This is a genomic window from Microbacterium sp. NPDC077391 (assembly GCF_040686955.1).
In the GTDB taxonomy this organism is placed as follows: Bacteria; Actinomycetota; Actinomycetes; order Actinomycetales; family Microbacteriaceae; genus Microbacterium; species Microbacterium commune.
Genome location: NZ_JBFBMI010000004.1, coordinates 38,654 through 61,035 on the forward strand (window position 1 = coordinate 38,654; position 22,382 = coordinate 61,035).

Below are 22,382 nucleotides of genomic sequence, written 5' to 3' on the forward strand. Positions count from 1 at the left end.
GGTCCGGTGGCGCCGCGCCCGCCGTGACCGGTGCCGCGCTCACTGCGCCCGGGTGCGCACCCGGGAGTCGAGCAGCGCGTAGAAGAGGTCGACGATGAGGTTCGAGAGCACGACGAACAGTCCGCCGAGCAGCACGATGGCGATCACGACCGGCCGATCCTGCATGGCGACGCTGGTCACCGCGAGCGCCCCGACGCCCTGCAGGCCGAAGACCTGCTCGATCACGATGACACCACCCAGCAGCAGCCCGATGTCGATGCCGAGCTGGGTGACCAGCGGCGGCATGGCGCTGCGGAAGGCGTGCACGTAGATCACACGCCGCTCGGTCAATCCCTTCGCTCGTGCCGTGCGCACGTAGTCCTCGCCGAGCACGTCGAGCATCTGCCCGCGGGTGAGCCGCGCGTACACCGCCGCGGTGACCATCGCGAGGGTCAGCCATGGCAGCGCCAGATGCCACGCCCACTGCAGAGGGTCGGTCGCGAAGGGCACGTACCCCGACGGCGGGAACAGGTTCACCCCGAAGCGGGTGGGCAGGTAGTACAGCAGGTACAGGGCGAGCATGCCCAGCACGAAGGTGGGGAAGCTGATGCCGACCAGCGCGAACCCCTGACCCAGGCGGTCGCGGACGCTGCCCGGACGCTTGGCCGAGGCGATGCCGATCGGGATTCCGATCGCGAGCCACAGGACCACCGCGCCGAAGACCAGCGACATGGTCGCGGGGATCCGGGCCAGTACGAGATCGGCGACAGGCAGGCTCGAGCGGTACGAGAAGCCGAGGTCACCCTGCAGCAGGTTGCCGATGAAGATCAGGTACTGCTCCCAGATCGGCTTGTCGAGGCCGAGGTTCGCCCGAATCTGCGCCATGAGCGCCTCGGTCGCCTTGTCGCCGGCGATGATCCGCGCCGGGTCGGAGGGCGTCACGTAGAACAGCACGAAGATGAACACGCTGAGCAGGAACAGCACCAGCAGGCCGAACCCGATGCGCGACAGCAGGAAGCGGATCATGCCCGCGCTCCCTTCGCAGAGGACGGATCGAGCGCGTCGCGAAGACCGTCGCCGACGAGGTTGAACGTGATGGTCAGCGCCAGCAGGGCAAGGCCGGGCACGAGCACCATCCAAGGAGCGACGATGTACATCGATCCGTTGGAGGCGTCGGCGAGCATGTTGCCCCAGCTGGGGGTGGGCGGCACGGTGCCGAGGCCCAGGAACGACAGCGTGGCCTCGAACACGATGGCGGCGGGGATCATCAGCGTCGTGTACACCACGATCGGCACGACCAGGTTCGGCAGCACATCGCGGAACATCGTGGCGATGGGGGACTGACCGAGCGAGCGGGCCGTCTCGATGAACTCCCGCTCACGCAGGGCGAGCACCTGCCCGCGGATGACGCGGGCCAGGCCCGCCCAGCTGAAGAACACGATCACCGAGATCGACAGCTGCAGGCTGGGCCCGAGCACCGACACCGTGGCGATCGCGACGAGCAGGAACGGCACGCTCATCACCAGATCGATGACGCGGCTGAGCACCGTGTCGACCACCCCGCCGAAGAAGCCGGCGGTCATCCCGATCAGGATGCCGATCGCCGAGGCCGCCAGTGACGCGACCACGCCGACCAGCAGCGACACCTGGGCGCCGTAGGCGAGCCGCACCAGCAGGTCGCGGCCGAGCTGGTCGGTGCCGAGCAGGAACTCGCCGTTCGGTGGCACGGGCATGCCGGCGGGCGACAGCCCGGTTTCGCGGAACTGCTCGGTGGGACCGTGTCCGGTCCACTGCGCGATCAGGGGCGCGCCGAGGGCGAAGATGACGATGAGCACGATGACGACGGCCGAGCCCACGCTGGCCGGGTCACGGCGCAGCCGGCGGAGGGTGAGCTGCCACGAGCTCTTCACCCCGGATGCCGCGTCGGCGGCGCCCTTCGCCGGGATGAGCAGGGTCAGGGTCTCTTTCGAGAACGGGCTCATGCGTGCGCCTCCGACGGGGTGGGGTCACCGGCATCGCTGAGCGCGCCGAGGAACGCCGCGGCCAGCAGCTTCTTCGTGAACGGCTGCTGCGGCGCGTCGTAGATGGTCTCTGCCTCGCCGAGCTCGATGATGCGCCCGTGCTCCATCACGGCGATGCGGTCGCACATGTGACGGACGACGGCGAGGTCGTGCGAGATGAACAGATAGGTCAGCCCGAGCTCGCGCTGCAGGTCGTCGAGCAGCTGCAGCACCTGGGCCTGCACCGTGACATCGAGCGCCGAGACAGGCTCGTCGAGGATGATCAGATCGGGGTTGAGCGCGATGGCGCGCGCGATCCCGATCCGCTGACGCTGCCCGCCCGAGAACTGCGCGGGGAAGCGGTTGTAGTGGTCGGGGTCGAGGCCGACCTGCTCGAGCAGCTCGAGGACGCGGCGTTCGCGTTCGCGTGGGGTGCCCACGCCGTGGATGCGCAGCGGGTCGCCGATGATCGATCCGACGCGGCGCTTGGGGTTGAGCGATGAGAAGGGGTCCTGGAAGACCACCTGTACGCGCTGGCGCATCCGCCGCCACTGCGCACCGTTGAGGGTGCGCAGGTCGGTGCCGTCGAAGCGCACGGTGCCCTCCGACGGCGGTACGAGGCCGGCGATCGTGCGGGCGAGCGTGGTCTTGCCGCATCCGCTCTCGCCCACCAGGCCCAGCGTCTCGCCTCGGCGCACCTCGAGGCTGATGCCGTCGAGAACCTTGCGCTCGACGCCGCGCCGCGCCGAGAACGAGACGCTGACATCCGACACCTCGGCGATCGGTGCAGCCGTGACCGGACCGGCCGCGGCGGGGGCGGCATCGCCCGGGGCGGCCTCGGCGAGCTGACCGAGCGGAGCCCGACGCTCGCTCTGCGTGAAGGCGGACGACGCGATCAGGTCGCGCGTGTACGGCTCTCGTGGGCGGCGCAGCACCTCGTCGCTCGTGCCGACCTCGACCTGCTCGCCGCGGTACATGACCATGACGCGGTCGGCGACACTCGCCATCACGCTGAGGTCGTGGCTGATCATCAGCACCGTCGCCCCGAAGTCCTGCTTCATCTCACCGAGGAGCTGCAGGATCTGCGCCTGCACGGTGGAGTCGAGGGCGGTGGTCGGCTCATCCGCGATGATCAGCGCCGGGTCGAGCGAGAGGCTCATGGCGATCATCACGCGCTGACGCATGCCGCCGGAGAACTGGTGCGGGTATGCGTCGAACCGCGACGCCGCATCGCTGATGTGCACCTTGTCGAGCAGCTGGATCGCCCGCGCCTTCGCCGCTTGGCGGGAGACGTTCTCGTGTGCGCGGATCTGCTCGACGATCTGCCATCCGACGGTGTACTGCGGATGCAGGCTGGACAGCGGGTCCTGGAAGATCATGCTGATCTCGCGTCCGCGCTTGCGGCGCAGCCGCTCGGGATCGAGTGTCAGCAGGTCCTCGCCCTGGAAGCGCACCGCGCCGGAGGTGCGTGCCTGCGGGATGAGACCCATCACCGACTGCACGAGCACCGATTTGCCCGAGCCGGATTCGCCGACGATGCCGAAGAACTCGCCCTCGGCGACGTCGAACGAGACGTCCTTCACAGCGTGCACGTCGCCGCCCTCGGTGGGGATGTCGACCTTCAGATGGGACACCTCGAGAATGGGCATTCGTTCTCTTCTCTTCCGAGTGGGGCTGCTGCGGCGCGAGCGGGTCGCGCCGCAGCAGCAGGTCGAGCAGCGGCTACTTCGTCAGCCAGACGTTGGCCCAGTCGCCGTTCTGCGCGAGAGCGTAGATCGAGAAGTTCTGCACACGCGCCGAGTGGTAGTTGGCCTTCTTCTTCGCCGCGATGCTGACGATGGGCGAGTCCTTCATGACCGTCTGGTCGACCTGGTGCCACAGCTTGGCGGCCTCTTCGGGCGTGCTGGCCGCCAGAGCCTGGTCGGCCAGGGCGTTCGCCTCGTCGTTGTTGTAGTCGACGTAGTTGTACGCCTGCGGCGTCCCGTCGAAGGTGAACTGCGGCTGGTACACGCTGCGCGCGGCACCGCCGACCCAGTCCGGCGACCAGCCGACCAGCGCGATGTCCCACTCGCCGCCGGACGCGTTCTCGCGGTTGGTCATGAAGTTGGCGTAGTAGTCGGTGGGCGGGACGGGGAAGAGCTCGACGGTGATGCCCGCCTTCTCGAGGCTCGCCTGCACGGTCTGGGCGATGTCGGGCTGCGAGCCGAGGTTGCGGTAGGGGAACTTCAGAGTGAGGTTCTGCACGCCGGCCTTCGCGAGCAGCTCCTTCGCCTTCTCCGGGTCGGCCTTGCCGCTCTTGTCGCCGTACGGCGAGTACTCCTCGTACCCGTTGATCCCGGGTCCGAAGATGCCGTTCGTGACCGTGGCGATCTCGGTGCCGCCCATGACCTGCACGACGGCGCTCTTGTCGATCGCGTACTGCAGGGCCTGGCGCACCTCGAGCTTCTGCAGCGCGCCGCCGTTGTTGTCGGTCTTGGTGTTGATCCACATGAACTGGTCGACCCCGCCGTTCTCGAGGGTCGAGAACTTCTCGTCATTGGCGGCGGTGAGCTGCTGGATGTTCGCAGGTCCCGGCTGGATGTCGAACAGCATGTCGGCGGAACCGGCCTGCACCTGCTGCATCGCGGCATCCACCTCGACGCCCATGGTCATCTCGATGCTGTCGACGTACGCCTTGCGCAGCGGGTCGCTCTTCGCATCCCACGACGTGTTGCGCGTGAGGGTGAGCTTCACGTCGGGCTTGTGCTCGTCGATCGTGTACGGGCCCGACGAGATGAAGTTGTTGCGGTACTCCGGCGAGTCGGGCAGGTAGTCCAGCACCTCGACCGGGGCGGGGTTGGCGGTCGACAGGCTGAGCATGGACGTGAAGTCGGATGCGGGCTCGGTGAGGCGGAACACGACCGTCTTGTCGTCGGGCGTCTCGATTCCGGTGATGTCGTTGGCCTCGATGTACTCCTTCATCGCGCCGGCCTCGGGAGCGACATCGGCGAAGCCGTCGCAGAACTGCGCCATGCCGTCGATGAGCGTGATGAAGTAGCTGCCCAAGGCGGCGCCGATGTGCGGGTTGCAGATGCGCTTGATGCCGCGCTCGACGTCTTCCGAGACGATCGGACGGGCGCCGTCGGGCGCATCCCAGGTGGCGCCGTCGCGCAGGGTGATGGTGTAGGTCAGCCCGTCATCGGTCGGCTTTGGCACCTCGGTGGCGAGGTCGCCGACCAGCTTCGAGCGCGTCTCGGCGTCGTTGGATGCCTCGTAGCTGAGCAGCGAGCGGGAGATGACGCGCGTGATGCTGTTCGAGGGCACGTACGCGATCAGCTGCGGATCGATGCGATCGGTGTCGCCGTTGGAGAGCACCTTGAGGGTGCCGCCGGTCTGCGGTTCGCCGGCGTCGCCGCCGCCACCGCCGCCGGCGGACGAGCAGCCGCTGAGCACGAGCGCGAAGGATGAGGCGACGATAAGGGGAGCCAGGGGGGACAGCTTCTTGCGGGCCATAGAGTCGTCCTTGATTCTCGGTCGGATGCCCGCATCTTCGACGGGCGTGGCCACGGACGGGCCGTGGCTCGCCTGTAACATAGCACATGTCAGATTGCTACTCGATGGCCCATCTATCGTCAGCTGTCGGGGAAGGGATCCTGAAAGCAGGATGCGGGCCGAGCGCCATTAGACGTATGAACGATTCGGCATGAATCGTCGAACGGACGCCCGTGCGGCACTGCTCGTCGACTCATCACGGGCCGGGTCCGTCCGGAGCCGTGCGGGAACCCGGCTGACGCCCCCTTTCGCACGAGGTCGATGAGAAGGTGGTCTCAGGTCTCGCACCTGCTCAGCCGAGACCGAAGCGGGAGGAATGCGGCTCGCCACCCGAGGCGCCGCGACGGAGTTCGGGCTCATCGTCGCGATGGTCGATGTGGGGACAACGACCATCTGATCGCTCACCCCCCGGTCGGTCCGACTGCGACCGGAGGGCGCCTGCCGCCGTGGTGTTCGACGCGTAAGCTCGAACCCATGGCGGCAGGCGCAACGATCCACACGTTCGATGTGCAGCTCGCCGACGTCGACCGCGGCGTCTACGACGAGCTGAGCCTGCGACTCGCGCGGCATCCGTCCGAGACCGACGCGTACATGCTCACGCGGCTGCTGGCGTACTGCCTCGAGTATGCGGACGGCATCGCGTTCACCGAGGGCGTGGCTGCGACCGACGAGCCGGCGGTGCTCGTGCGTGACCGCACCGGCCGCGTCACGGCCTGGATCGAGGTCGGTGCACCAGACGCCACACGCCTGCACTACGGCAGCAAGCTAGCCGATCGCACGGTCGTGTACACCTACCGCGACCCGGCGAAGGTGATCGCCAACTGGGCGGGCAAGACGATCCACAAGGCCGACGCCATCGTGCTGCACAGCTTCGACGCGGGGTTCCTCGATGATGCCGCGGCGGCGCTCGCCCGTCGCAACACCATGACCGTCTCTGTGACCGAGCGTCAGATCTATCTCGAGCTCAACGGCGTGCACCTGAGCACCACCGTGCATGAGCGGCCGATCCGCGCGCTCTGACCAGCGGGCGCCGACTCGCCGAAGGTAGGATCGGGGCGTGGTCGAGCATCCGGAAGACCCATCGCGAAGCGGCTCGCGCGGGCGAGGCCTGACCCGCGATTCGATCGTCACCGCAGCGCTCGCGCAGATCGACGAGGCCGGCGTGAGCGCCCTCTCGATGCGCTCGCTCGCCGAGCGACTCGGCGTCGAGGCCATGTCGCTCTACCGGTACGTGCGTGGCCGGGAAGACCTGCTCGAGGGGGTCGTCGACGTGCTCACCGGCGACCTGATGGACTCCCTCGATGACGAGGTCGCCGAGCACTGGCAGGGGTTGCTGCAGGCGATGGCCCACGAGATGCGCAGGATCGCGATCGAGCATCCTCGCGCTTTCCCGCTCGTCGCATCGCAGAACCCCGCGGCTCCCTGGCTGCGTCCGCCCCTGCGCAGCGTCGAGGTGGTCGACGCTTTCCTCGCCGCACTTCTCGCCCGCGGCTTCAGCGACGCCCAGGCAGTCGCGACGTATCGCTCGTTCTCGAGCTTCCTGCTCGGCCAGCTGCTGCTCGAAGCCGCCGCGCACGAGACGGCCGATGAGCCCGCGACCGGCACTACCGCCGAGCACGACGGGCCGGATGTCGAGGCACGCGCCCCACAGGTCTTCCGCCTGCGCGAGAGGCTGAGCGAGGACCACAGCCGGGAGGAGTTCGAGGCCGCGCTGGAGTCGCTGCTCGACCGGCTGGAGAACAGCCTCGCGCTGCATCGCTGACAGCGAAGAGCGGGTGGGCTCCGCGTTCGGAACCCACCCGCTCGTGCGAGAACGCGTCAGCTGTTCGTGACGTTGTCGCGGGCATCCTGAGCGTCGTGCTTCACCTCGTTCGCGGCGTACTGCGCCTCGTCCTTGACGGCGGCGACGGAGTCCTGTGCGGACGCCTTGACCGAGTCGACCGACGCGGCCAGCGGCTCCTTCAGGTGCTCGCCGACCTCCTTGGCGACGTCGGAGGCCTCATCGATCAGGGGCTGCGCCTGATCCCTCACCGTCGAGGCGAGCTCCTTCTCCTTCGACGAGGCGGGGATCAGCGACGCGAGCACGAGCCCCGCGCCGAAGGCGATCAGCCCGACCGCGAGCGGGTTGCCCTCCGCTTTCGCCACGACGCGGTCTTTCACGTCGCCGGCGACGTCGCCCGCGTGGGCCCCGGCGTCGGACACCGACGAGCTCGCATCGTCGGCGGCGCCCATCACCCGGTCGCGCACCGACCCGAACGCACCCCGCACCTTGCCCATCTGGCGGTCGACGATCTTCGACGGCGTGACCTTGTCTGCCAGCGCGTCGACGTCCATACCGAGGTCCTGACGTGTCCGCTCGATGTCCGAGCGGATCTCATCGGCTGAATTGCTCATCGGTTCTCCTCATTTCTCTTCAGCGTGTCCGGGATCTCCTTGAGGGTCTCCACGGTCTGCGGTGCTCCTTCGACCTCCTGCAGCTGGCCACGTCCGACCAGGAAGAGGACCAGGGCGATCAGCGCCCAGATGATGGCGACGATGACGCCCGACCACCCGCCGCCGATGAGGGTGCCCAGCGCCCACCAGAGCGCCATCGACAGGAAGAACACGGCCATCAGCGCGCCGTATCCGGCGGCGCCCATCAGGCCTGCTCCCTTGGCGGACTTCGCCGCCGACTCCTTCAGCTCTGCCTTCGCGAGCGCGACCTCCTGGCGCATCAGGGTCGAGATGTCGCGCGACACCTCCCCGAGAAGCTCGCCGAGAGAGGCCGAGGCGGCTCTCTGCTCAGACGGTGTGGGGTCGGTCATAGCCGTCCTCCCCGCTGGCGTCCGCCCTGGTCGAGCGGGTCTGGCTGTACAGCGGCGTCTCCGCAGCCGAGGTCGAGCTGTCGCTCACAGTGGTGGGCACCGAGTGATCCGGATGCACCTGGGTGACCGGGGGCACCGGCGGGGCCGGCGGCACCGCCGGCGCCTGCGTGACCGCGTGCCCCTGGCCCGTCGCGCGCCCCTCGCCCGTCGCGTGCCCCTGGCCGGTGGCGTGCTTCTGGTCGGCCGCGTCGGATGCCAGTGCACGCGTCAGCCGTCCGATGATGACCCCGCCGATCGCCGCGGCGAGGATGAAGGTTCCGGGCTTGCGGCGTGCGTAACGCTTGACTTCGGACAGCACAGCGCCCGGATCCCGGTCGCCGAGCCAGTTCGCCGCTGCCGACACCCGCCCGGATGCCTGCTGAACCAGGTCGGCGGCGATCCCGCTCCCGTCTGAGTTGGCGGCCATGGATCCCAGTTCGTCACCGACCGAGCGAAGGCCCGTCGCCAGCCGCTGCTGCTGCGTGTTCGCCTGGTCGCGCAGCTCGCGCTGCGTCTGCGCGTACAGGTCCTTCGCCTGCATCTTGGCTTCGCCGACGACGCCTGAGGCTTCGTCCTTGGCGGCACCCAGCACATCCTTCGCATGGCCGGTGGCGCTGTCCTTGAGGTCGGATGCCTCGTGCTTGGCGGCATCGACCTTGCCCTGCGAGCCCGAAGGCTGCGAGGTCGAATCGTACGAATGTGCGCCAGCCCCGTACCCGGGCGTTCCCGAACCGCTCGGGCTGGTCGTCTCGAAATTGTCCGACATGAGTGCTCCTTTTCGCGGACCGATCCGAGGATCGGTGACCCATGTCTAAGCCCCGGGGAGCGCGGCGCCAGGCCCCTTGCACACGACGGGCTTACGGTGTAAGTCAGTCGGCCAGGTCGGGGAGCTCCCGGATGCCGAACTCGTGCCGCAGCGCACTCACCGCCGCCAGCCACCCCGGCATGCCGGTCACACCCGGCCCGGGCGCTGCAGAGGCGGAGGCGAGGTACACGCCGGGAATCGGAGTGCGCCAGGGATCTGGACTGAGCACCGGCCGTCGGAACAGCTGCCAGAGGTTCGGAGCGCCCGCCGCGATGTCGCCGCCCGGGTAGTTCGGGTTGTGCTGCTGCACCTCGTGGGCGCTGCGCGAGCTGATCGCCACGATGGTGTCGCGGAAGCCGGGGGCGAAGCGCTCGATCTGGCGGATCACCGCGTCCTGGCGGTCCGCCGTGCTGCCCGCCGGCACGTGCGTGTAGGCCCACAGCGTGTGCTGCCCCGCCGGAGCGCGACCGGGATCGAACAGCGTCGGCTGCGACACCAGCACGTAGGGATGCTCGGGCAGCCGACCACGGTGCACCTGATTCTCGGCATCCGCCATCTCCGCCCGCGTTCCGCCGACATGCAGGGTGCCGGCGCGGTGCAGCTCGGGGTTCGTCCACGGCACCGGCTCGCTCAGAGCGAAGTCGACCTTCGCGACGCCATCGCCGTATCGGAACCGCTGCAGCGTCCGCCGGTAGCCGGGCGGCACGACATCGGCCGTTAGGCGCAGGAGCGCCCTGGGGGTGACGTCGAGAAGTGTCGCCCACGCATCCGGCAGGGCGCTCAGCGACTCGACCTCGTGATCGAGCACCAGCTCGCCGCCGTGCCGGCGCAGGTCGTCGACCAGGGCATCCGCTATCGCCTGGCTGCCGCCGATCGGTATCGGCCAGCCCTGCGCGTGGGCGTAAGTGGTGAGGGCAAGACCAGCGCCGGCGCCGGCGATGCTGGGCTGCGCGAGGATCGTATGCGCGGCGACGCCGGTGAGCATGGCGGGGGCGACGTCGTCGCGGAAGCGCGCATTCCACGCCGGGGTGCCTTGCTCGAGCGAGCGCAGCCCGAACAGCACGGCGGTGAGCGGGTCGGGCGGGATGCGCAGCAGGGATGAGCCGGTGAAGTCGGCCACCCGGGTCGCACGCTCGACCAGCGGCCGCAGAAGTCGTGCATACGCCCGGCCGTCCGCACCGAGCGCGTCGGCGGCACGGTCGAGGTCCCGGTAGGCGATGCCCGCGCGGCCGCCGTCCAGGGGCTGGGCGAACGACACATCCGGGGTGACGAACTCGACGCGGTCGCGCAACCCGAAGTCGCGGAAGAAGCGCGACTCGAACGCCAGTGGATGCACGGCGGAGCAGACGTCGTGCTGGAAGCCGGGCAGCGTGAGCTCACGCGTGGCGGCCCCGCCCCCTGCCCGGCTGTCGCGCTCGTAGACGCGCACGCGCAGGCCGGCCCTGGCGAGCGTCACGGCGGCGGCGAGTCCGTTCGGCCCGGCGCCGACGACGACGACGTCGAGGTCATCCGCGCCGGGGCGACGCCGGTCGATCACGATCGCTGTGCCTCTGCATCCGAAGCCCGTCCCGGCGAAGCCGAAGGCGAGGGCGACGGCGACGGCGAGTCGCGCCGGGATCGAACGGCCGCCCTGCCTTCGGAGAGATAGGCCAGGCGGTGCAGAGTCTCGGCATTCCGCCAGCGCACCAGCGCGTTCATGATCGGGCGGGGCACGAACCGGCCGGGGCCTGCGATGGGCTCTTCCTGAATGCGCACGAAGCAGTCGTCTCCCCGCGGTCGCACCTCGATCGTCACCCGCGCCTCGCCCATCGGCCATCCTCGCGCTCGCATGACCATGCTGCGCGGCGGGTCGTGCTCTTCGACGATGGTCTCGTCGTTGATGAGCATCGGCCACACGCCGAACGAGTGGTGCAGCTGCGATCCGCGCATCGGCCAGGTCGGATCCACGGCCCGCATGCGCGACGCACCCACCACCCACGTCGGGTACAGCCAGCCGTCGCTCAGCACCTCGAACACGTCTTCCGGTGCGCAGTGCAGCACCCTCACATTCCGGGCCATCGCTCATTCCTCCCTGATCGGGCCGACGCCTCTCAGCCGCCCCTGTCGGTTTCTCCGACGCTAACCCGCTCCGCCGGATCGGCAGAGCGGGTTGCGCTCGGCGCCTGCGCATGGTCTGGTGCTCGCGTCACGTGCTCGCGTCACCTCGGAGCGCGTCTCGCGCACGCCGAGCATCCGCGAGCGTCTTCTCCGCGGTCGAGAGCTCATCGGCGGCCCGGCGCCGGCGACGGTCGGCGGCGTCGGCGTCCTCCCTGGCGTGGGCGGCATCCTCCCGGACGCGGGAGAGCTCCTGCTCGAGCTCCGCGATGCGCTCCGTGAGGCGTCCGGCACGCTGCACGGCATCCCTCGCCTCGTCCTCCGCTCGCCGCTCTGCTCGCAGAGCCCGCTCGTGTGCTTTCTCCGCTTCGCGCAGAGTGCGTTCGGCGGCCCGCTGCTGACGTCTGGCGCCCACCTCGTCGGTCGGCCGGCCCTGCGAGGCCGGCGGTCTCGGGCGCCCGCCCGCCACGATCGCCTGGAGGTCGACCGAGCCGGTCGGCTCGAGGTCGCGCACCAGGCGTCCGGATGCCACGGCCGCCGCCGCGTCCGGATCGAAGAACGCCGCAGAGATCGTGCGCCGCACCGCCTCCCGCGTGGCGTCGCTCACCCGCCCACCCCGCGCGGTGGCGAGCGTCGCGGCCTCCGCCGCGAGCTGGTCGGTCAGCGCTCGCCGCTGCCGCCCGAGGTGCGAGAGCGTCGCGGCATCCAGATCCTCCTGGGCGTCACGCAGCTCGGCGGCGAGCTGCAGCGCCTGCTCGAGCCGGGCGGTGCGCTCCCCGGCGAAGAGGTTCACCACCCAGGCGGCGACGTTGGGCTTGCGCAGCGCTCGGACCGCAGCCGAGAGCGCCGGGTCGTCGACGGCACCGGCGCGCGCATTCCGCGCGGCGATGAACGCGTCAGGCGACCCGGCGTACAGCTCGGCGGCGATCTTCTCGAGGTCGCCCGCTCCGCTCATGCGAGCGACCCTATCGCGCGGACGGTCAGTCGTTCGTCGTCGCCTCTTCGGCCGCGCGCATGGCGGCCTCGCCCTCCTCGGGCGATTCCGCACCGGCGCTCGCGGCGGAATCGTCGCCGGACGCCGGCTCGCCATCCGTGGTCGGCATGTTCTGACTGTCGAACTGTCCGTCGGGCTGCGCCTCGGCAGCGGTCGGCGGGTTTCCGCCCGCAGCGTCGGGGGAGTCCGCCGCGGCGTCGTCGTGCAGGTCGTCAGGGTTTCCGTCGTGGTGAGTCATGCCCCGAGTATCAGCCGACCGAGGGTGATCGGGGCAGGGCCGTGACGGCCGGCACCTCTAGGGGTATCATCCGCGCCGCCCCGACAGCTGCGGCTCCGCAGCAGGCTGCGTCGGACCGGGTGAGCGACGCACATCGATCAGCGCCAGCATGCCGCCGGCCACGAGTCCACCGACGCCGCCGAGCACCATGTCGCCGATCGTGTCCTGATAGCCGACGTGGATCTGGTCGCTGATGTACACCGACCCGAACCACTCGATCATCTCCCAGACCGCGCTCAGAGCGAGGGCGATCAGCGGCGCGAGAACCAGCGGGGTCCGCGCCCTCGGGCGCGCCGATGCGGTGATGCCGACGACGCCGGCTCGCGTCAGGATCTCCGCCGCGAGGATCGTCAGCACCGCGGTGCACGCGAAGTGCACCACGAGATCCCACCGGGAGATCACCGCATAGAGATCGAACACGTTGCTCCACGCTGCGGCGAGGACGGTGACTCCGGATGCGGTGTCGAACCAGGCGCGCATGCCCAGCATGCGCGGCAGCATCAGCGCGGGCAGAGCCAGGGCCGTGATCCCGGCATCCGTCGGCTTCAGCCAGATGGCGGCCGCGATCACACCCAGGATGCCGATGAGGCGCAGGGCATCTGCCGTCCACTCCGCGGCCGTGGCCGGCGGGCGAAGGAAGTCCTCTTTCATCTGGCATCCTCTCCGAATCGCAGCACGGCCTGCACGGGCAGGTGATCCGACGGCCGGCGCCCGCCGGGAGTGCGGGCGTTGGCGCCGACCGTGCGCACCCGTACGTCCGGCGTCGTCATGATCCAGTCGAGCTGGCGCCCGCCGGCACGAGGGCGTCGGTATCCAGGGTACGTGCCCCATCGCGGACCGGCCCTCTGCTCCGCGGCATCCCAGCTGTCGAGCACCGCACGGCCGGCCTGCAGCTCGCGCAGCGCAGGGGAGTCGGCGCCGGCGTTGAGGTCGCCCATGACGACCGCGGGCAGGGCGCGCTCGATGACGAGCCGGCGGATGCTGAGGGCGGAACGTCGCCGCGACGACGCGGAGAGGTGGTCGAGGTGGGTGTTGATCGCGAGGAATCGCGTGCCGGTGCCGCGCTCGACGAACTCGGCCCAGACCAGGATGCGGGGGATGAGGTTGCCCCATCCGATCGAGCCCGCCCGCTCCGGCCGGTCGGACAGAGCGCGCTGACCCCCGTCGTGCAGCACGAGACGCGTGCTGTCGTACACGATCGGGGTGCCCTCGCCGCGTCCCCCGGCTGCCCGTCCGGCGCCGATGGCACGGTGATCGGCCCCGAGCGCCTCGCGCACCAGGGGCATGACGCGCGGCAGGGCCTCCTGCAGGCCGATGAGCGTGGGGCGCTCCGAGGCCAGCAGCTGCTGCACGGCAGGTGCGCGCCACGACCAGCGGTCGGCCCGGCGGTGCAGCATGCCGTCTGCGGCGCGGCGGATGTTGAACGTCATGACGTGCACGTCGGGCGGTTCGGGTGGCGCGATCAGGGCATCCGCGGGCCCATCCGACTCGCGAGCCGCCACTGCTACCCGTCCCAGCGCTGCTCCGGCGTCTCGCACGTCTCGCGGAACACGAACTGCGACGGCAGCTTGCGCTGGGAGCTCGACCAGTCGATGGCCGGGCGGCGCTGCTCGGCAGGCAGGTAGCCGAGACGGTACACGGCCATCAGCTCGAGATCGTCCGGCACGTGCAGCAGCTCGATGATCTCGTCCCAGCGGCCCGGCGCCTCCATCGGGAACGAGATGAACTGGATGCCCATGCCGAGCTCCACCGTCGTCAGCCAGATGTTCTCCATCGCGGCGCCCATGCTGAACACCGAGTAGAACGACGACAGCTCGCCGGGGCGGTACTCGCTGCGGTCGAGCATCACGGCGAGCAGCAGCGGGGAGCCGGCGACGAGCTTCGCATTCTCGGCGCCGAGCGTCTTCGGCACGCCGAGGGAGTTCATCAGCTTCTGCCCGCGCGAGGTGAACACCTGACTCGTGAACGGGCGCAGCACCGCGGGCAGCTTGTCGAACAGCATCCCGCTGCGCTTCTGCTCCATCTCGGCCTGGCTGAAGCGGAAGTACGGCTTGTACCGCTCGAAGAACGTGCCGTTCGACATCACCTCGGTCATGCTCTCGCCCGAGATCTGGGCGATCCGCTCGATGGTCTCGCGCTGCTCGATCACGACGAAGCGCCACGGCTGGCTGTTCAGCTGCGAGGGCGCGCGACTGGCAGCTTCGATCAGCAGCCGCTGGTGCTCTTCGCTCACCGGATCGGGCAGGAACGGCCCGTTCGTGGTCTTGCGGCGACGAACGACGTCGAGGAATTCCATGCTGCTCCTATCGGCGGGAGGTGAAGACGCCGGCGGCGATGAACGGCGCGGCGGTGAGGGCGATGACGGGATGCCTGCGGGTGTGCGTTCCCGCATAGGGGATGACGGCGAGGGGGGCCAGCGCAGGAGCGAGGGCGAGCGCGGCCCTCCGGTCGCTGCGCACGCCGACGATCAGCGCGAGGATCGTCGTCGAGACCGTCGCGATGTACAGGGCGTGATGCACCCAGCGGAAGCGCCGGGTGTCGATCAGCCTGGTCGCGACGGCGGTGCCGAGGGCGCAGTTGGCGGCGTAGCAGATCCCGGATGCCAGGAACGCGGGCGACGCGGAGCCTCGGTGCCGTGGTGCGCGCCGCCTGCGTGTCATGGGATCAGCACATCATGCCGCGGGCATCCGGCGCGAGGGGTTGCGCTCGCCCGCGGTGCGCACCCCCGGATCGCTCAGCAAGTCGTCTCGGCAGCGGGAGTCGGGTCCGCAGGCTCGGCGGGATTGCGGCGGATGCCGATCCACGACACCACGCCGCCTGCCGCGAACAGGGCGGCGGTGACGACCGCGGCGCTGTGGAAGCCGTCGAGGTCGAGCGACCCGCCGACGATGGTCGACAGCAGTGCGACCACGAGCAGCCCGGCGACGCGCGAGACGGCATTGTTCACGGCCGAGGCGATGCCGCTGCGACGCTCGTCGATGGCGCCGAGGATCGCCGAGGTCAGCGGGGCGACCGTCAGCGCCAGGCCCAGACCGAGCGCGAGCATCGACGGCAGCACCTGCCACCAGTAGTCGAAGTCGCGGCCGACGGTGAGCAGCAGCAGGGCGCCGATCGCCATCAGGATCGGACCGACCGTCATGAACAGGCGGGGTCCGAACCGGCCAGCCCACGCCCCGGCGCGCGACGAGAGCAGGATCATCAGCACCGTCACGGGCAGGCTCGCGAGCCCCGCCGCCGTCGCACTGAGCCCCGGCCCCTGCTGCAGGTAGACGCCGATGACGAACCCGTTCAGCGAGAGCGCCGCGTAGACGAACAGGGTGGAGACGTTGCCCCATCCGAAGTTGCGCACCGCGAACATCGACAGGGGCAGCAGCGGATGCGCCGAACGCGTCTGTCGCCACAGGAACACCGCGAGCAGCGCGGCGCCGGCCAGTCCTGGCATCCAGATGCCCGGACTCGACCAGCCCAGCCGCTCCTGCTCGATCAGCGCGAAGACGACCGCGCCCAGGCCCAGCGCGCAGAGGATGCCGCTCGTCCAATCCACGTCCACGTCGCGCTCGTGCTCAGGCAGATCCAGCCGGCCGAGCAGCACCAGCGTCACGGCGATCGGCAGCACGTTGATGACGAAGACAAGACGCCACGAGAGCAGGTCGACGAACAGACCGCCCATCAGCGGGCCGGCCAGCTGCGCGGCGGTGGTGAATGCCGTCCATACCCCGATCGCCCGGGACTGCAGCTCGCCGCGCATGGTCGCCGTGATCAGCGCGAGAGAACTAGGCACGAGCAGCGCGCCCGCGGCTCCCTGCGCCGCGCGGGCGATGATCAGCACCAGCGGGTCAGGAGCCGCCGCCACGGCGATCGAGGCGACGCCGAAGGCGATGAGACCGATCCGCATCACGCGCACGCGGCCATAGGCATCCGACAGCGACCCCGCCAGCAGGATCAGCGCGCTCAGCGTGATCAGATACGCGTCGACCACCCACTGCTGCGTGGCGATGCCGCCGCCCAGCTCGCGGCTGATCGCCGGCAGCGCGACGGTGACCACGGTGCCGTCGAGGAAGGTGACGAACGAGGCCAGCACGGCCACGGCGACGACGAGTCGCTGCACGGTGTCGAATCCGGGCGCAGGGGTGGACGAGGGCACACGGTGACACTACTCCCGCCATCGACCTGCGGCCCGAGCAGGCGTAGCCTGGCCGGAGGCGGGACGACCTGCCCCGTCTGAGATCCCGGTGTGAAGCCGAAGACGAAGGCGGTTCGAAGCATGGATTCGATGATGATGGACGCGATGGCGTCCGAGATGAAGACCTCCGGCATGGAGATGATGGACATGGCCGTCATGCAGGCGTGCATCGACGCGTGCGCGGCGTGCGAGCAGGCGTGCACGGTCTGCTCGACGCAGATGATGGACTGCAGCGTCGCGTGCATGAACTGCGCCGACATGTGCGGCGCGATGATGCGCACGATGCTGCGGATGCAGGGCATGACCGCACCGGTCATGATGTCGATGCTCGACGCCTGCATCGCGATGTGTCGGATGTGCATGGACGACTGCCAGGCGCACGCCGAGCACAGTGACGTCTGCCGGATGTGCGCTCAGGCCTGCAGGGCGTGCTTGGACGCCTGCATGGAGATGCGCGACGCCATGACGAAGATGGCCTCCTGACGAAGCAGGCAAGCCACGTTCGAATCGCTCATCTGGTCGCCCTCGGCTGTCGTACGCCGCCATTCGAGCGATTCGAAAGCGCTTCGCGTCAGCGCGCGACGTTGTAGAGCACGCGGCCGACGGCCAGCACGTCGTACGCGGCATGCAGCGCGACCGGTGTGCCCGCCGGTGCCTCGAGTGCGGCTCCGGCCGCGCTCCAGATCGAGACCGCATCGCCGGCGAGGGTGCGCAGACCCAGGACGCCGGATGCCGCGTCGGCGGTCTCCACCACGGCATCCGTCCAGCCCAGGGGCGTCGCCGCCGCCATCCGCGCCTGGATCAGGTGCAGGGCGTGACCGGGCGCGTACGAGGAGCACACGTCGCCGTGGTCGCACATGCACGCCGCACGCTCACGCACCTCGAGGGGCGAAAGGCGGGTCGGCGGCGTGTTCACGGTGGGTCTCCTCACGATCGGGTGCACCGAGAATACGTCCGGCCTCGGTGATGCGTCGATCACCGCCGACACGCGGCGAAACACACCCCCGGTGCTCGCTCGGCGGTCAGCGCGACTGCGCCTCGACGATCGCCCTCTCGAGATCATCGGGCGCGCTGATCGCGACCATCCGCCCGTCGACGAAGAACGTCGGTGTGCCCTCGACACCGAGGAAGGTGCCCTCGGATCTGTCGCGCCGCACGCGCTCGGCGGTGGCGGGATCGGCGACGGCCTCGTCGTATGCCGCCATGTCGAGGCCGATCTCCTCGGCCAGCGCACGGAACACCGCCGGGGTCGGTTCGGTGGCACCGGCCCACTCGGCCTGCGTCTGGAACAGCCGCAGGTACATCGCCTCGAACTCGCCCTGCTGGGCTGCGGCCTCGGCGGCGAGTGCCGCGTCCATCGAGTTCACGTGCCCCGGCAGCGGGAAGTACCGCACGGCGTAGGTGATCTGCCCGTCGTACCTCTGCCGCAGATCCTCGACCACGGGGTGGAACGCGCCGCACGCCTCGCACTCGAAGTCGAGGAACTCCACCACGGTCACGGCATCGGCTCCACCGTCGTCGAGCACGTGCGACTCCTCCCGCAGCACCTGCGGCTTCGGGTCGTTCTCGGACTCGGCGCGCTGCGCCACGGCCCACACCAGCACGCCGATCAGCAGCACCATGACCAGGCCGCCGGTGATGATGACGGCTCTGACGGAGTTCTTCATGTCTCGATCCTGTCAGCTCGCGGCACGGCATCCCGCGCGTGGGCGAGCGCCGCCGGGGCGAGCGCGAGCGACAGGCGCTCGAACTCGCGCACGCTGCGCTCGCCGGGCCAGTCGTCGGGCAGCAGTGTGCGGGGCAGACCGGGGTCGATGTACGGCAGCACACGCCAGCTGTCGATCAGGCGGACGTACGCGGCGAACGGCTCGGCGTGCTCGAGATCGGCGAGGGATGCCAGGAACCGCTCGTGCTCCGCCCGCAGCGCGTCGAGGTCCCACCATCGGGCGGCGGCGCAGGCGAGCGGATCGGCGGGCATCGGGTCGCTCGTGCGGAACAGGGTGGCGTAGACGCGGGCATCGAGCTCTGCCAGCAGCTGCTCGGCCTCATCGGCCAGGTGGCCGGGAAGGATCCACAGTCCGGCCGTGACGGCCCCGGCGCCCAGGAACTGCAGCCGCCGCCTCAGCTGATGCCTCAGGTCGCGTCGGGTCTCGGGGATGGTCGCCGAGACGAGCAGCCACTCGTCGTCCGCAGCCATCGTGCGCACCGCGAAGATGCGTCGGTCACCGCGTTCGAGCATGGGCAGCGCCGCCGGGTTGAGGGCGTACCCGGCATCCGCGGTGGCGAGCAGCAGGCCGCGCTGCTTGAGCCGGGTGATCGCGGTGCGCGCGCGAGCGGCCGGGATGCCGAGATCGCCGGCCAGGCGCACGAGCGCGGCAGAGGTGATCTGCCCGCCGAGGGGTCGCAGGTACAGTCCGATCACCGTGCGCAGCAGCGAGGTCGTGCTGCCGGGACGCGCCTCGATGTCGTCGAGCACGATGTCCGTGCTCGCGTGCGCGGTCATGACTGCAGAGCGTCGCGCACGGCGATCACGCCGCGCAGCGTCTCCTCGTGCGAGGTGCTCAGCGGCGACAGGCCGAGCCGGATGCCGTCGGGGAAGCGGAAGTCGGGGATGACCCCGTCGGCCCACAGCCGCGTCGTGACCTCCTGGAACGAGTCGTGCCCGATCGTCACGTGTCCGCCGCGACGCGACGCCTCGCGCGGCGACAGCAGCCGCACCCCGAGCGGGGCGAGCAGCGCGTCGTACGCGCGGATCGCGAACTCGGTGAGCGTGATCGACTTCACCCGCAGTGCCGTGATCCCCTCGAGCTCGATCAGATCGAGCATGCCCTGCATCGCGAGCATCGACAGCACCGGGGGAGTGCCGCTGAGCAGCTGCCGGATGCCGGAGACCGGGGCGTATTCGGGACCCATCGCGAAGATGTCGGCGGCGCCCCACCAGCCGTGGATCGGCTGCACGATCGAACCGTGGTGCTCGGCGCGCAGATAGCCGAACGCCGGCGAGCCCGGCCCGCCGTTCAGGTACTTGTACGTGCAGCCGACGGCCATGTCGACTCCCCACTCGTCGAGCGACATCGGCACGACGCCGGCCGAGTGGCACAGATCCCAGAGCATCAGCGCGCCGGCATCCCGCACCGCGGCGGTGATCTCGGGCATCGCCGCCAGAGAGCCGGAGCGGTAGTCGACGTGGCTGAGCACGACGAGCGCGGTGCGCTCGGAGACGACCGACGCCACCTGGTCTGCGGTGACACCGAGGATCGGATCGGGCTCGACCCAGCGCAGGGTGGTGCCCGTCTCGTTCGCGACGCCGGCGGCGATGAATCGGTCGGTGGGGAAGTTGCCGGCCTCGATCACGATCTCGTCCCGCCCGGGACGCGCGGCGACACCGGCGCGCATGAGCTTGTAGAGCAGCACGCTGGTGGAGTCGGCGACCACCGTCTGTCCGGCCGCGGCCCCGAGGGTGATCGCGCCGATGCGATCGCCGAGCCGCATCGGCAGCGCCATCCACTGCTCGTCCCACGAGCGGATGAGGCGCGTGCCCCAGTCGTCGCGGATGAAGGCGGCGGCCTTCTCGGGCAGATCGCGCAGCGGACGGCCCAGGGAGTTCCCGTCAAGGTACGCGGTGACGCCAGGGGCGTCGGCGAACTCGGCGATGTGATGGGCGAGCGGGTCGGCCTGGTCGAGCTTGCGTGCCTCGGCGAGCAGGTCGTCGATGAGGTCGGTCATGTCACGGCTCCGTGCTGTCGGTGTCGGTGTCGGTGTCGGTGTCGGTGTCGGCGGCGGTGAGGCGGCGAGCCCGGTTCGGGTCGCCATCCGGGAGAAGCAGCAGGGCGCCGCCCGCGAGCGGGTCGGCCGGCGAGAGGGCGGTCAGCAGATCGAGCCCGTCGAGCCCGGCGGCGCGCAGCGCGTCGATCTCCGCCTCGCGCAGGTCGACCGGCGTGGCGCCGTTGCCCATGTCGGTGCCGTAGAGCACCTCGCCGCCGGCCGCGACGAAGCGGCGCACGTTGTCGATCGCGACGGCGCGCGCGTCGTCGTCGTGGATCGCCAGGGTCGAGATCCAGGATGCGGATGCCGCCTGCGCGGCGATCTCCGTATCGGTCAGGCGCTCGCTGAACGGGGCGTGTGCCAGTCGGGTGGCGCCGAGCCGCACCGCACGCTGCGCCTGACCGGCACCCTCGGCGTGAGCCACGACGGGCAGGCGGTGCACGGCCGCCTGGCGCACCACGGCGCGGAACGCGTCGTCGTCGATCGCCGGGCCCGCGTCGCTGTGGGCCACGACCTTGATCAGCGACACCTCGGCCGCCGCGAGCTCGTCGACCGTGCGCGCGGCGTGCTCGGCATCCGCGATCTCCCGCACCGAACCGGTCGGAGCCCACGCGCGATCCGACGGGTACCCGCCAGGCGCGGTCAGGAACGGCCCGGCGTAGTGCACGGTCACACGGTGCCGCGACACCTCGGCGATCCAGTCCGGGTCGGCGCCCAGGTCGATCACGCGGCCCAGCCGCGACGCGGGAAGCAGGTCGGGGTCGACGAGCTGCAGATGCACGTGATGGTCGGTGAACAGGCCGGTGATCACGCCATCCAGGTGCGGGGTGTCGGTCGGCGCGGCCCGCGGCAGGAGGCGGAGGCGGCCATCGCGCACGTCGAGGGTGCCGTCGTGCATCCCCTCGCCGTCGAAGAACGTGACCGCCCGCATTCAGCGGCCGATCTCGGTGCGCACGCTGTACAGCTCGGGGAAGAACGTGAGATCGAGAGCTCGCTGCAGAAAGCTCACGCCGCTCGACCCGCCGGTGCCGACCTTCATCCCGATCGTGCGGGTGACGGTGCGCAGGTGCCGGAAGCGCCAGAACTGGAAGTTGTCCTCGACATCGACGAGCTCTTCGCACGCCTCGTACAGGTCCCAGTGCTCGTGCGGGTTCTCGTAGATCTCGCGGATCGCCGGCACGAGCTCGGGGTGCTCGCGGTACGGCTGACGGACGTCGCGCTCGAGCACCTCGGTCGGGATCGGCAGACCCCGCCGCGACGCGTACCGCAGGAACTCGTCGTACAGGGTGGGGCGCTCCCACTCGGCCGTGAGCATCGCCAGGTTCTCGGGGTGGCCGCGGAACACGCCGAGCATCCGCTCGTTCTTGTTGCCGAGTGCGAACTCGACAGCGCGGTACTGCACCGACTGGAATCCCGAGGAATTGCCGAGGGCGCCGCGGAACTGCGCGTACTCGGTGGGGGTGAGGGTGGCCAGCACCGACCACTGCTGGGTCAGCACCTCCTGGATGTGCTTGACCCGGGCGATGTGCTTCAGCGCCGAGCGCAGATCATCGGCGGCGAGACGGTCGCGCGCGGTGCCCAGCTCGTGCTGCACGAGCTTGAGCCACAGCTCGGTGGTCTGGTGCTGGATGATGAACAGCATCTCGTCGTGGTGCTCGGGGCGCGAGACCGGATGCTGAGCGCCGAGCAGCCGATCCAGGTCGAGGTACGAGCCGTACGTCATCCGATCCTCGAGGTCGGTGACGATGCCGTCTTCGAGCGCGCGTTCGTTGTCGCCGGTGGCCATCCCGGAAACATATCAGTTCTGTTGCGGTCGTCACAACGGTGAAATGCCGCTCGCTAGCACCGATCGGGCGCCCGCGACAAGGGGGCACCGCCCGATCAGGGCGATCGGGCCGCAGCGGATATTCT

25 protein-coding genes are annotated in these 22,382 nt (G+C 70.0%); 3 read left to right on the forward strand and 22 right to left on the reverse strand.

Features of this window, described 5'->3' with window-relative positions:
- Positions 1–39 precede the first annotated feature (39 nt).
- The 4 genes from AB0O65_RS11035 to AB0O65_RS11050 all read right to left on the reverse strand — a co-directional run bounded on the left by AB0O65_RS11035 (position 40) and on the right by AB0O65_RS11050 (position 5,471).
- Positions 40–1,005 carry an ABC transporter permease gene (locus tag AB0O65_RS11035; RefSeq protein ID WP_071641670.1) on the reverse strand — a complete coding sequence of 322 codons (966 nt, stop codon included), beginning with the start codon at positions 1,003–1,005 and terminating at the stop codon, positions 40–42.
- Positions 1,002–1,961, reverse strand: coding sequence for an ABC transporter permease (locus AB0O65_RS11040; RefSeq protein WP_363385108.1), 960 nt, complete (start codon positions 1,959–1,961; stop codon positions 1,002–1,004). The genes AB0O65_RS11035 and AB0O65_RS11040 overlap by 4 nt, the downstream gene beginning before the upstream one ends.
- Complete coding sequence (locus tag AB0O65_RS11045) at positions 1,958–3,628, reverse strand: ABC transporter ATP-binding protein (protein ID WP_191712724.1); 1,671 nt, start codon at positions 3,626–3,628, stop codon at positions 1,958–1,960. Before AB0O65_RS11045 ends, AB0O65_RS11040 begins: the two co-directional genes overlap by 4 nt.
- 73 nt (positions 3,629–3,701) lie before the next feature.
- The gene (locus tag AB0O65_RS11050; RefSeq protein WP_363385112.1) at positions 3,702–5,471 is read right to left on the reverse strand and encodes an ABC transporter substrate-binding protein; all 1,770 of its coding nucleotides are present in this window, start codon (positions 5,469–5,471) and stop codon (positions 3,702–3,704) included.
- A gap of 513 nt (positions 5,472–5,984) precedes the next feature.
- On the opposite strand from AB0O65_RS11050, the gene AB0O65_RS11055 reads away from it, so the two are divergent.
- Both AB0O65_RS11055 and AB0O65_RS11060 read left to right on the forward strand, forming a co-directional pair.
- Positions 5,985–6,530 (forward strand): YaeQ family protein, encoded by a 546-nt coding sequence (locus AB0O65_RS11055; RefSeq protein WP_071641664.1) that lies wholly within the window; start codon positions 5,985–5,987, stop codon positions 6,528–6,530.
- 37 nt (positions 6,531–6,567) lie between these two features.
- A complete protein-coding gene (locus tag AB0O65_RS11060) occupies positions 6,568–7,272 on the forward strand; it encodes a TetR/AcrR family transcriptional regulator C-terminal domain-containing protein (RefSeq protein ID WP_363385115.1) in 705 nt (234 codons plus the stop codon).
- A 56-nt stretch (positions 7,273–7,328) separates the two neighbouring features.
- On the opposite strand, the gene AB0O65_RS11065 is transcribed toward AB0O65_RS11060, so the two are convergent.
- From AB0O65_RS11065 to AB0O65_RS11120, 12 genes are all read right to left on the reverse strand, one after another.
- Entirely contained in the window at positions 7,329–7,904 is a 576-nt protein-coding gene (locus AB0O65_RS11065; RefSeq protein WP_071641660.1) for a DUF3618 domain-containing protein, read from the reverse strand.
- Positions 7,901–8,314 (reverse strand): phage holin family protein, encoded by a 414-nt coding sequence (locus AB0O65_RS11070; protein WP_363385118.1) that lies wholly within the window; start codon positions 8,312–8,314, stop codon positions 7,901–7,903. The genes AB0O65_RS11065 and AB0O65_RS11070 overlap by 4 nt, the downstream gene beginning before the upstream one ends.
- Positions 8,292–9,119, reverse strand: coding sequence for a hypothetical protein (locus AB0O65_RS11075; protein ID WP_313480036.1), 828 nt, complete (start codon positions 9,117–9,119; stop codon positions 8,292–8,294). The genes AB0O65_RS11070 and AB0O65_RS11075 overlap by 23 nt, the downstream gene beginning before the upstream one ends.
- 103 nt (positions 9,120–9,222) lie before the next feature.
- Positions 9,223–10,695, reverse strand: coding sequence for an NAD(P)/FAD-dependent oxidoreductase (locus AB0O65_RS11080; RefSeq protein WP_363385121.1), 1,473 nt, complete (start codon positions 10,693–10,695; stop codon positions 9,223–9,225).
- The gene (locus tag AB0O65_RS11085; RefSeq protein ID WP_363385124.1) at positions 10,692–11,216 is read right to left on the reverse strand and encodes an SRPBCC family protein; all 525 of its coding nucleotides are present in this window, start codon (positions 11,214–11,216) and stop codon (positions 10,692–10,694) included. The genes AB0O65_RS11080 and AB0O65_RS11085 overlap by 4 nt, the downstream gene beginning before the upstream one ends.
- A gap of 127 nt (positions 11,217–11,343) precedes the next feature.
- Positions 11,344–12,207 carry a transposase gene (locus AB0O65_RS11090; protein WP_363385127.1) on the reverse strand — a complete coding sequence of 288 codons (864 nt, stop codon included), beginning with the start codon at positions 12,205–12,207 and terminating at the stop codon, positions 11,344–11,346.
- A gap of 25 nt (positions 12,208–12,232) precedes the next feature.
- Complete coding sequence (locus tag AB0O65_RS11095; RefSeq protein WP_071641650.1) at positions 12,233–12,484, reverse strand: hypothetical protein; 252 nt, start codon at positions 12,482–12,484, stop codon at positions 12,233–12,235.
- A gap of 66 nt (positions 12,485–12,550) precedes the next feature.
- On the reverse strand, positions 12,551–13,174 hold the full coding sequence (locus AB0O65_RS11100; RefSeq protein WP_363385130.1) for a DUF2238 domain-containing protein: 624 nt from the start codon (positions 13,172–13,174) through the stop codon (positions 12,551–12,553).
- Positions 13,171–13,953 carry an endonuclease/exonuclease/phosphatase family protein gene (locus AB0O65_RS11105; protein WP_363385133.1) on the reverse strand — a complete coding sequence of 261 codons (783 nt, stop codon included), beginning with the start codon at positions 13,951–13,953 and terminating at the stop codon, positions 13,171–13,173. The genes AB0O65_RS11100 and AB0O65_RS11105 overlap by 4 nt, the downstream gene beginning before the upstream one ends.
- Positions 13,954–14,027: 74 nt before the next feature.
- Entirely contained in the window at positions 14,028–14,819 is a 792-nt protein-coding gene (locus AB0O65_RS11110; RefSeq protein ID WP_313480040.1) for a nitroreductase family protein, read from the reverse strand.
- A gap of 7 nt (positions 14,820–14,826) precedes the next feature.
- Entirely contained in the window at positions 14,827–15,183 is a 357-nt protein-coding gene (locus AB0O65_RS11115) for a hypothetical protein (RefSeq protein WP_363385136.1), read from the reverse strand.
- Positions 15,184–15,257: 74 nt separating this feature from the next.
- Positions 15,258–16,667 (reverse strand): MFS transporter, encoded by a 1,410-nt coding sequence (locus AB0O65_RS11120; RefSeq protein ID WP_363385139.1) that lies wholly within the window; start codon positions 16,665–16,667, stop codon positions 15,258–15,260.
- 120 nt (positions 16,668–16,787) lie between these two features.
- Between AB0O65_RS11120 and AB0O65_RS11125 the strand changes: the two genes are divergently transcribed.
- Positions 16,788–17,189 (forward strand): hypothetical protein, encoded by a 402-nt coding sequence (locus AB0O65_RS11125; RefSeq protein ID WP_363385142.1) that lies wholly within the window; start codon positions 16,788–16,790, stop codon positions 17,187–17,189.
- Between the two features lie 88 nt (positions 17,190–17,277).
- Here the strand turns inward: AB0O65_RS11125 and AB0O65_RS11130 are convergent, their stop codons facing one another.
- The 6 genes from AB0O65_RS11130 to kynA all read right to left on the reverse strand — a co-directional run bounded on the left by AB0O65_RS11130 (position 17,278) and on the right by kynA (position 22,257).
- Positions 17,278–17,622 (reverse strand): hypothetical protein, encoded by a 345-nt coding sequence (locus AB0O65_RS11130; protein WP_363385145.1) that lies wholly within the window; start codon positions 17,620–17,622, stop codon positions 17,278–17,280.
- 106 nt (positions 17,623–17,728) lie between these two features.
- Positions 17,729–18,373 (reverse strand): thioredoxin domain-containing protein, encoded by a 645-nt coding sequence (locus AB0O65_RS11135; protein WP_071641639.1) that lies wholly within the window; start codon positions 18,371–18,373, stop codon positions 17,729–17,731.
- Complete coding sequence (locus tag AB0O65_RS11140) at positions 18,370–19,209, reverse strand: PaaX family transcriptional regulator C-terminal domain-containing protein (RefSeq protein WP_071641637.1); 840 nt, start codon at positions 19,207–19,209, stop codon at positions 18,370–18,372. Before AB0O65_RS11140 ends, AB0O65_RS11135 begins: the two co-directional genes overlap by 4 nt.
- Complete coding sequence (locus AB0O65_RS11145) at positions 19,206–20,432, reverse strand: aminotransferase class V-fold PLP-dependent enzyme (RefSeq protein WP_191712735.1); 1,227 nt, start codon at positions 20,430–20,432, stop codon at positions 19,206–19,208. The genes AB0O65_RS11140 and AB0O65_RS11145 overlap by 4 nt, the downstream gene beginning before the upstream one ends.
- Position 20,433: 1 nt before the next feature.
- Entirely contained in the window at positions 20,434–21,402 is a 969-nt protein-coding gene (locus tag AB0O65_RS11150; RefSeq protein WP_363385150.1) for a hydrolase, read from the reverse strand.
- The gene (kynA, locus tag AB0O65_RS11155; protein ID WP_071641630.1) at positions 21,403–22,257 is read right to left on the reverse strand and encodes a tryptophan 2,3-dioxygenase; all 855 of its coding nucleotides are present in this window, start codon (positions 22,255–22,257) and stop codon (positions 21,403–21,405) included.
- Positions 22,258–22,382 lie beyond the last annotated feature (125 nt).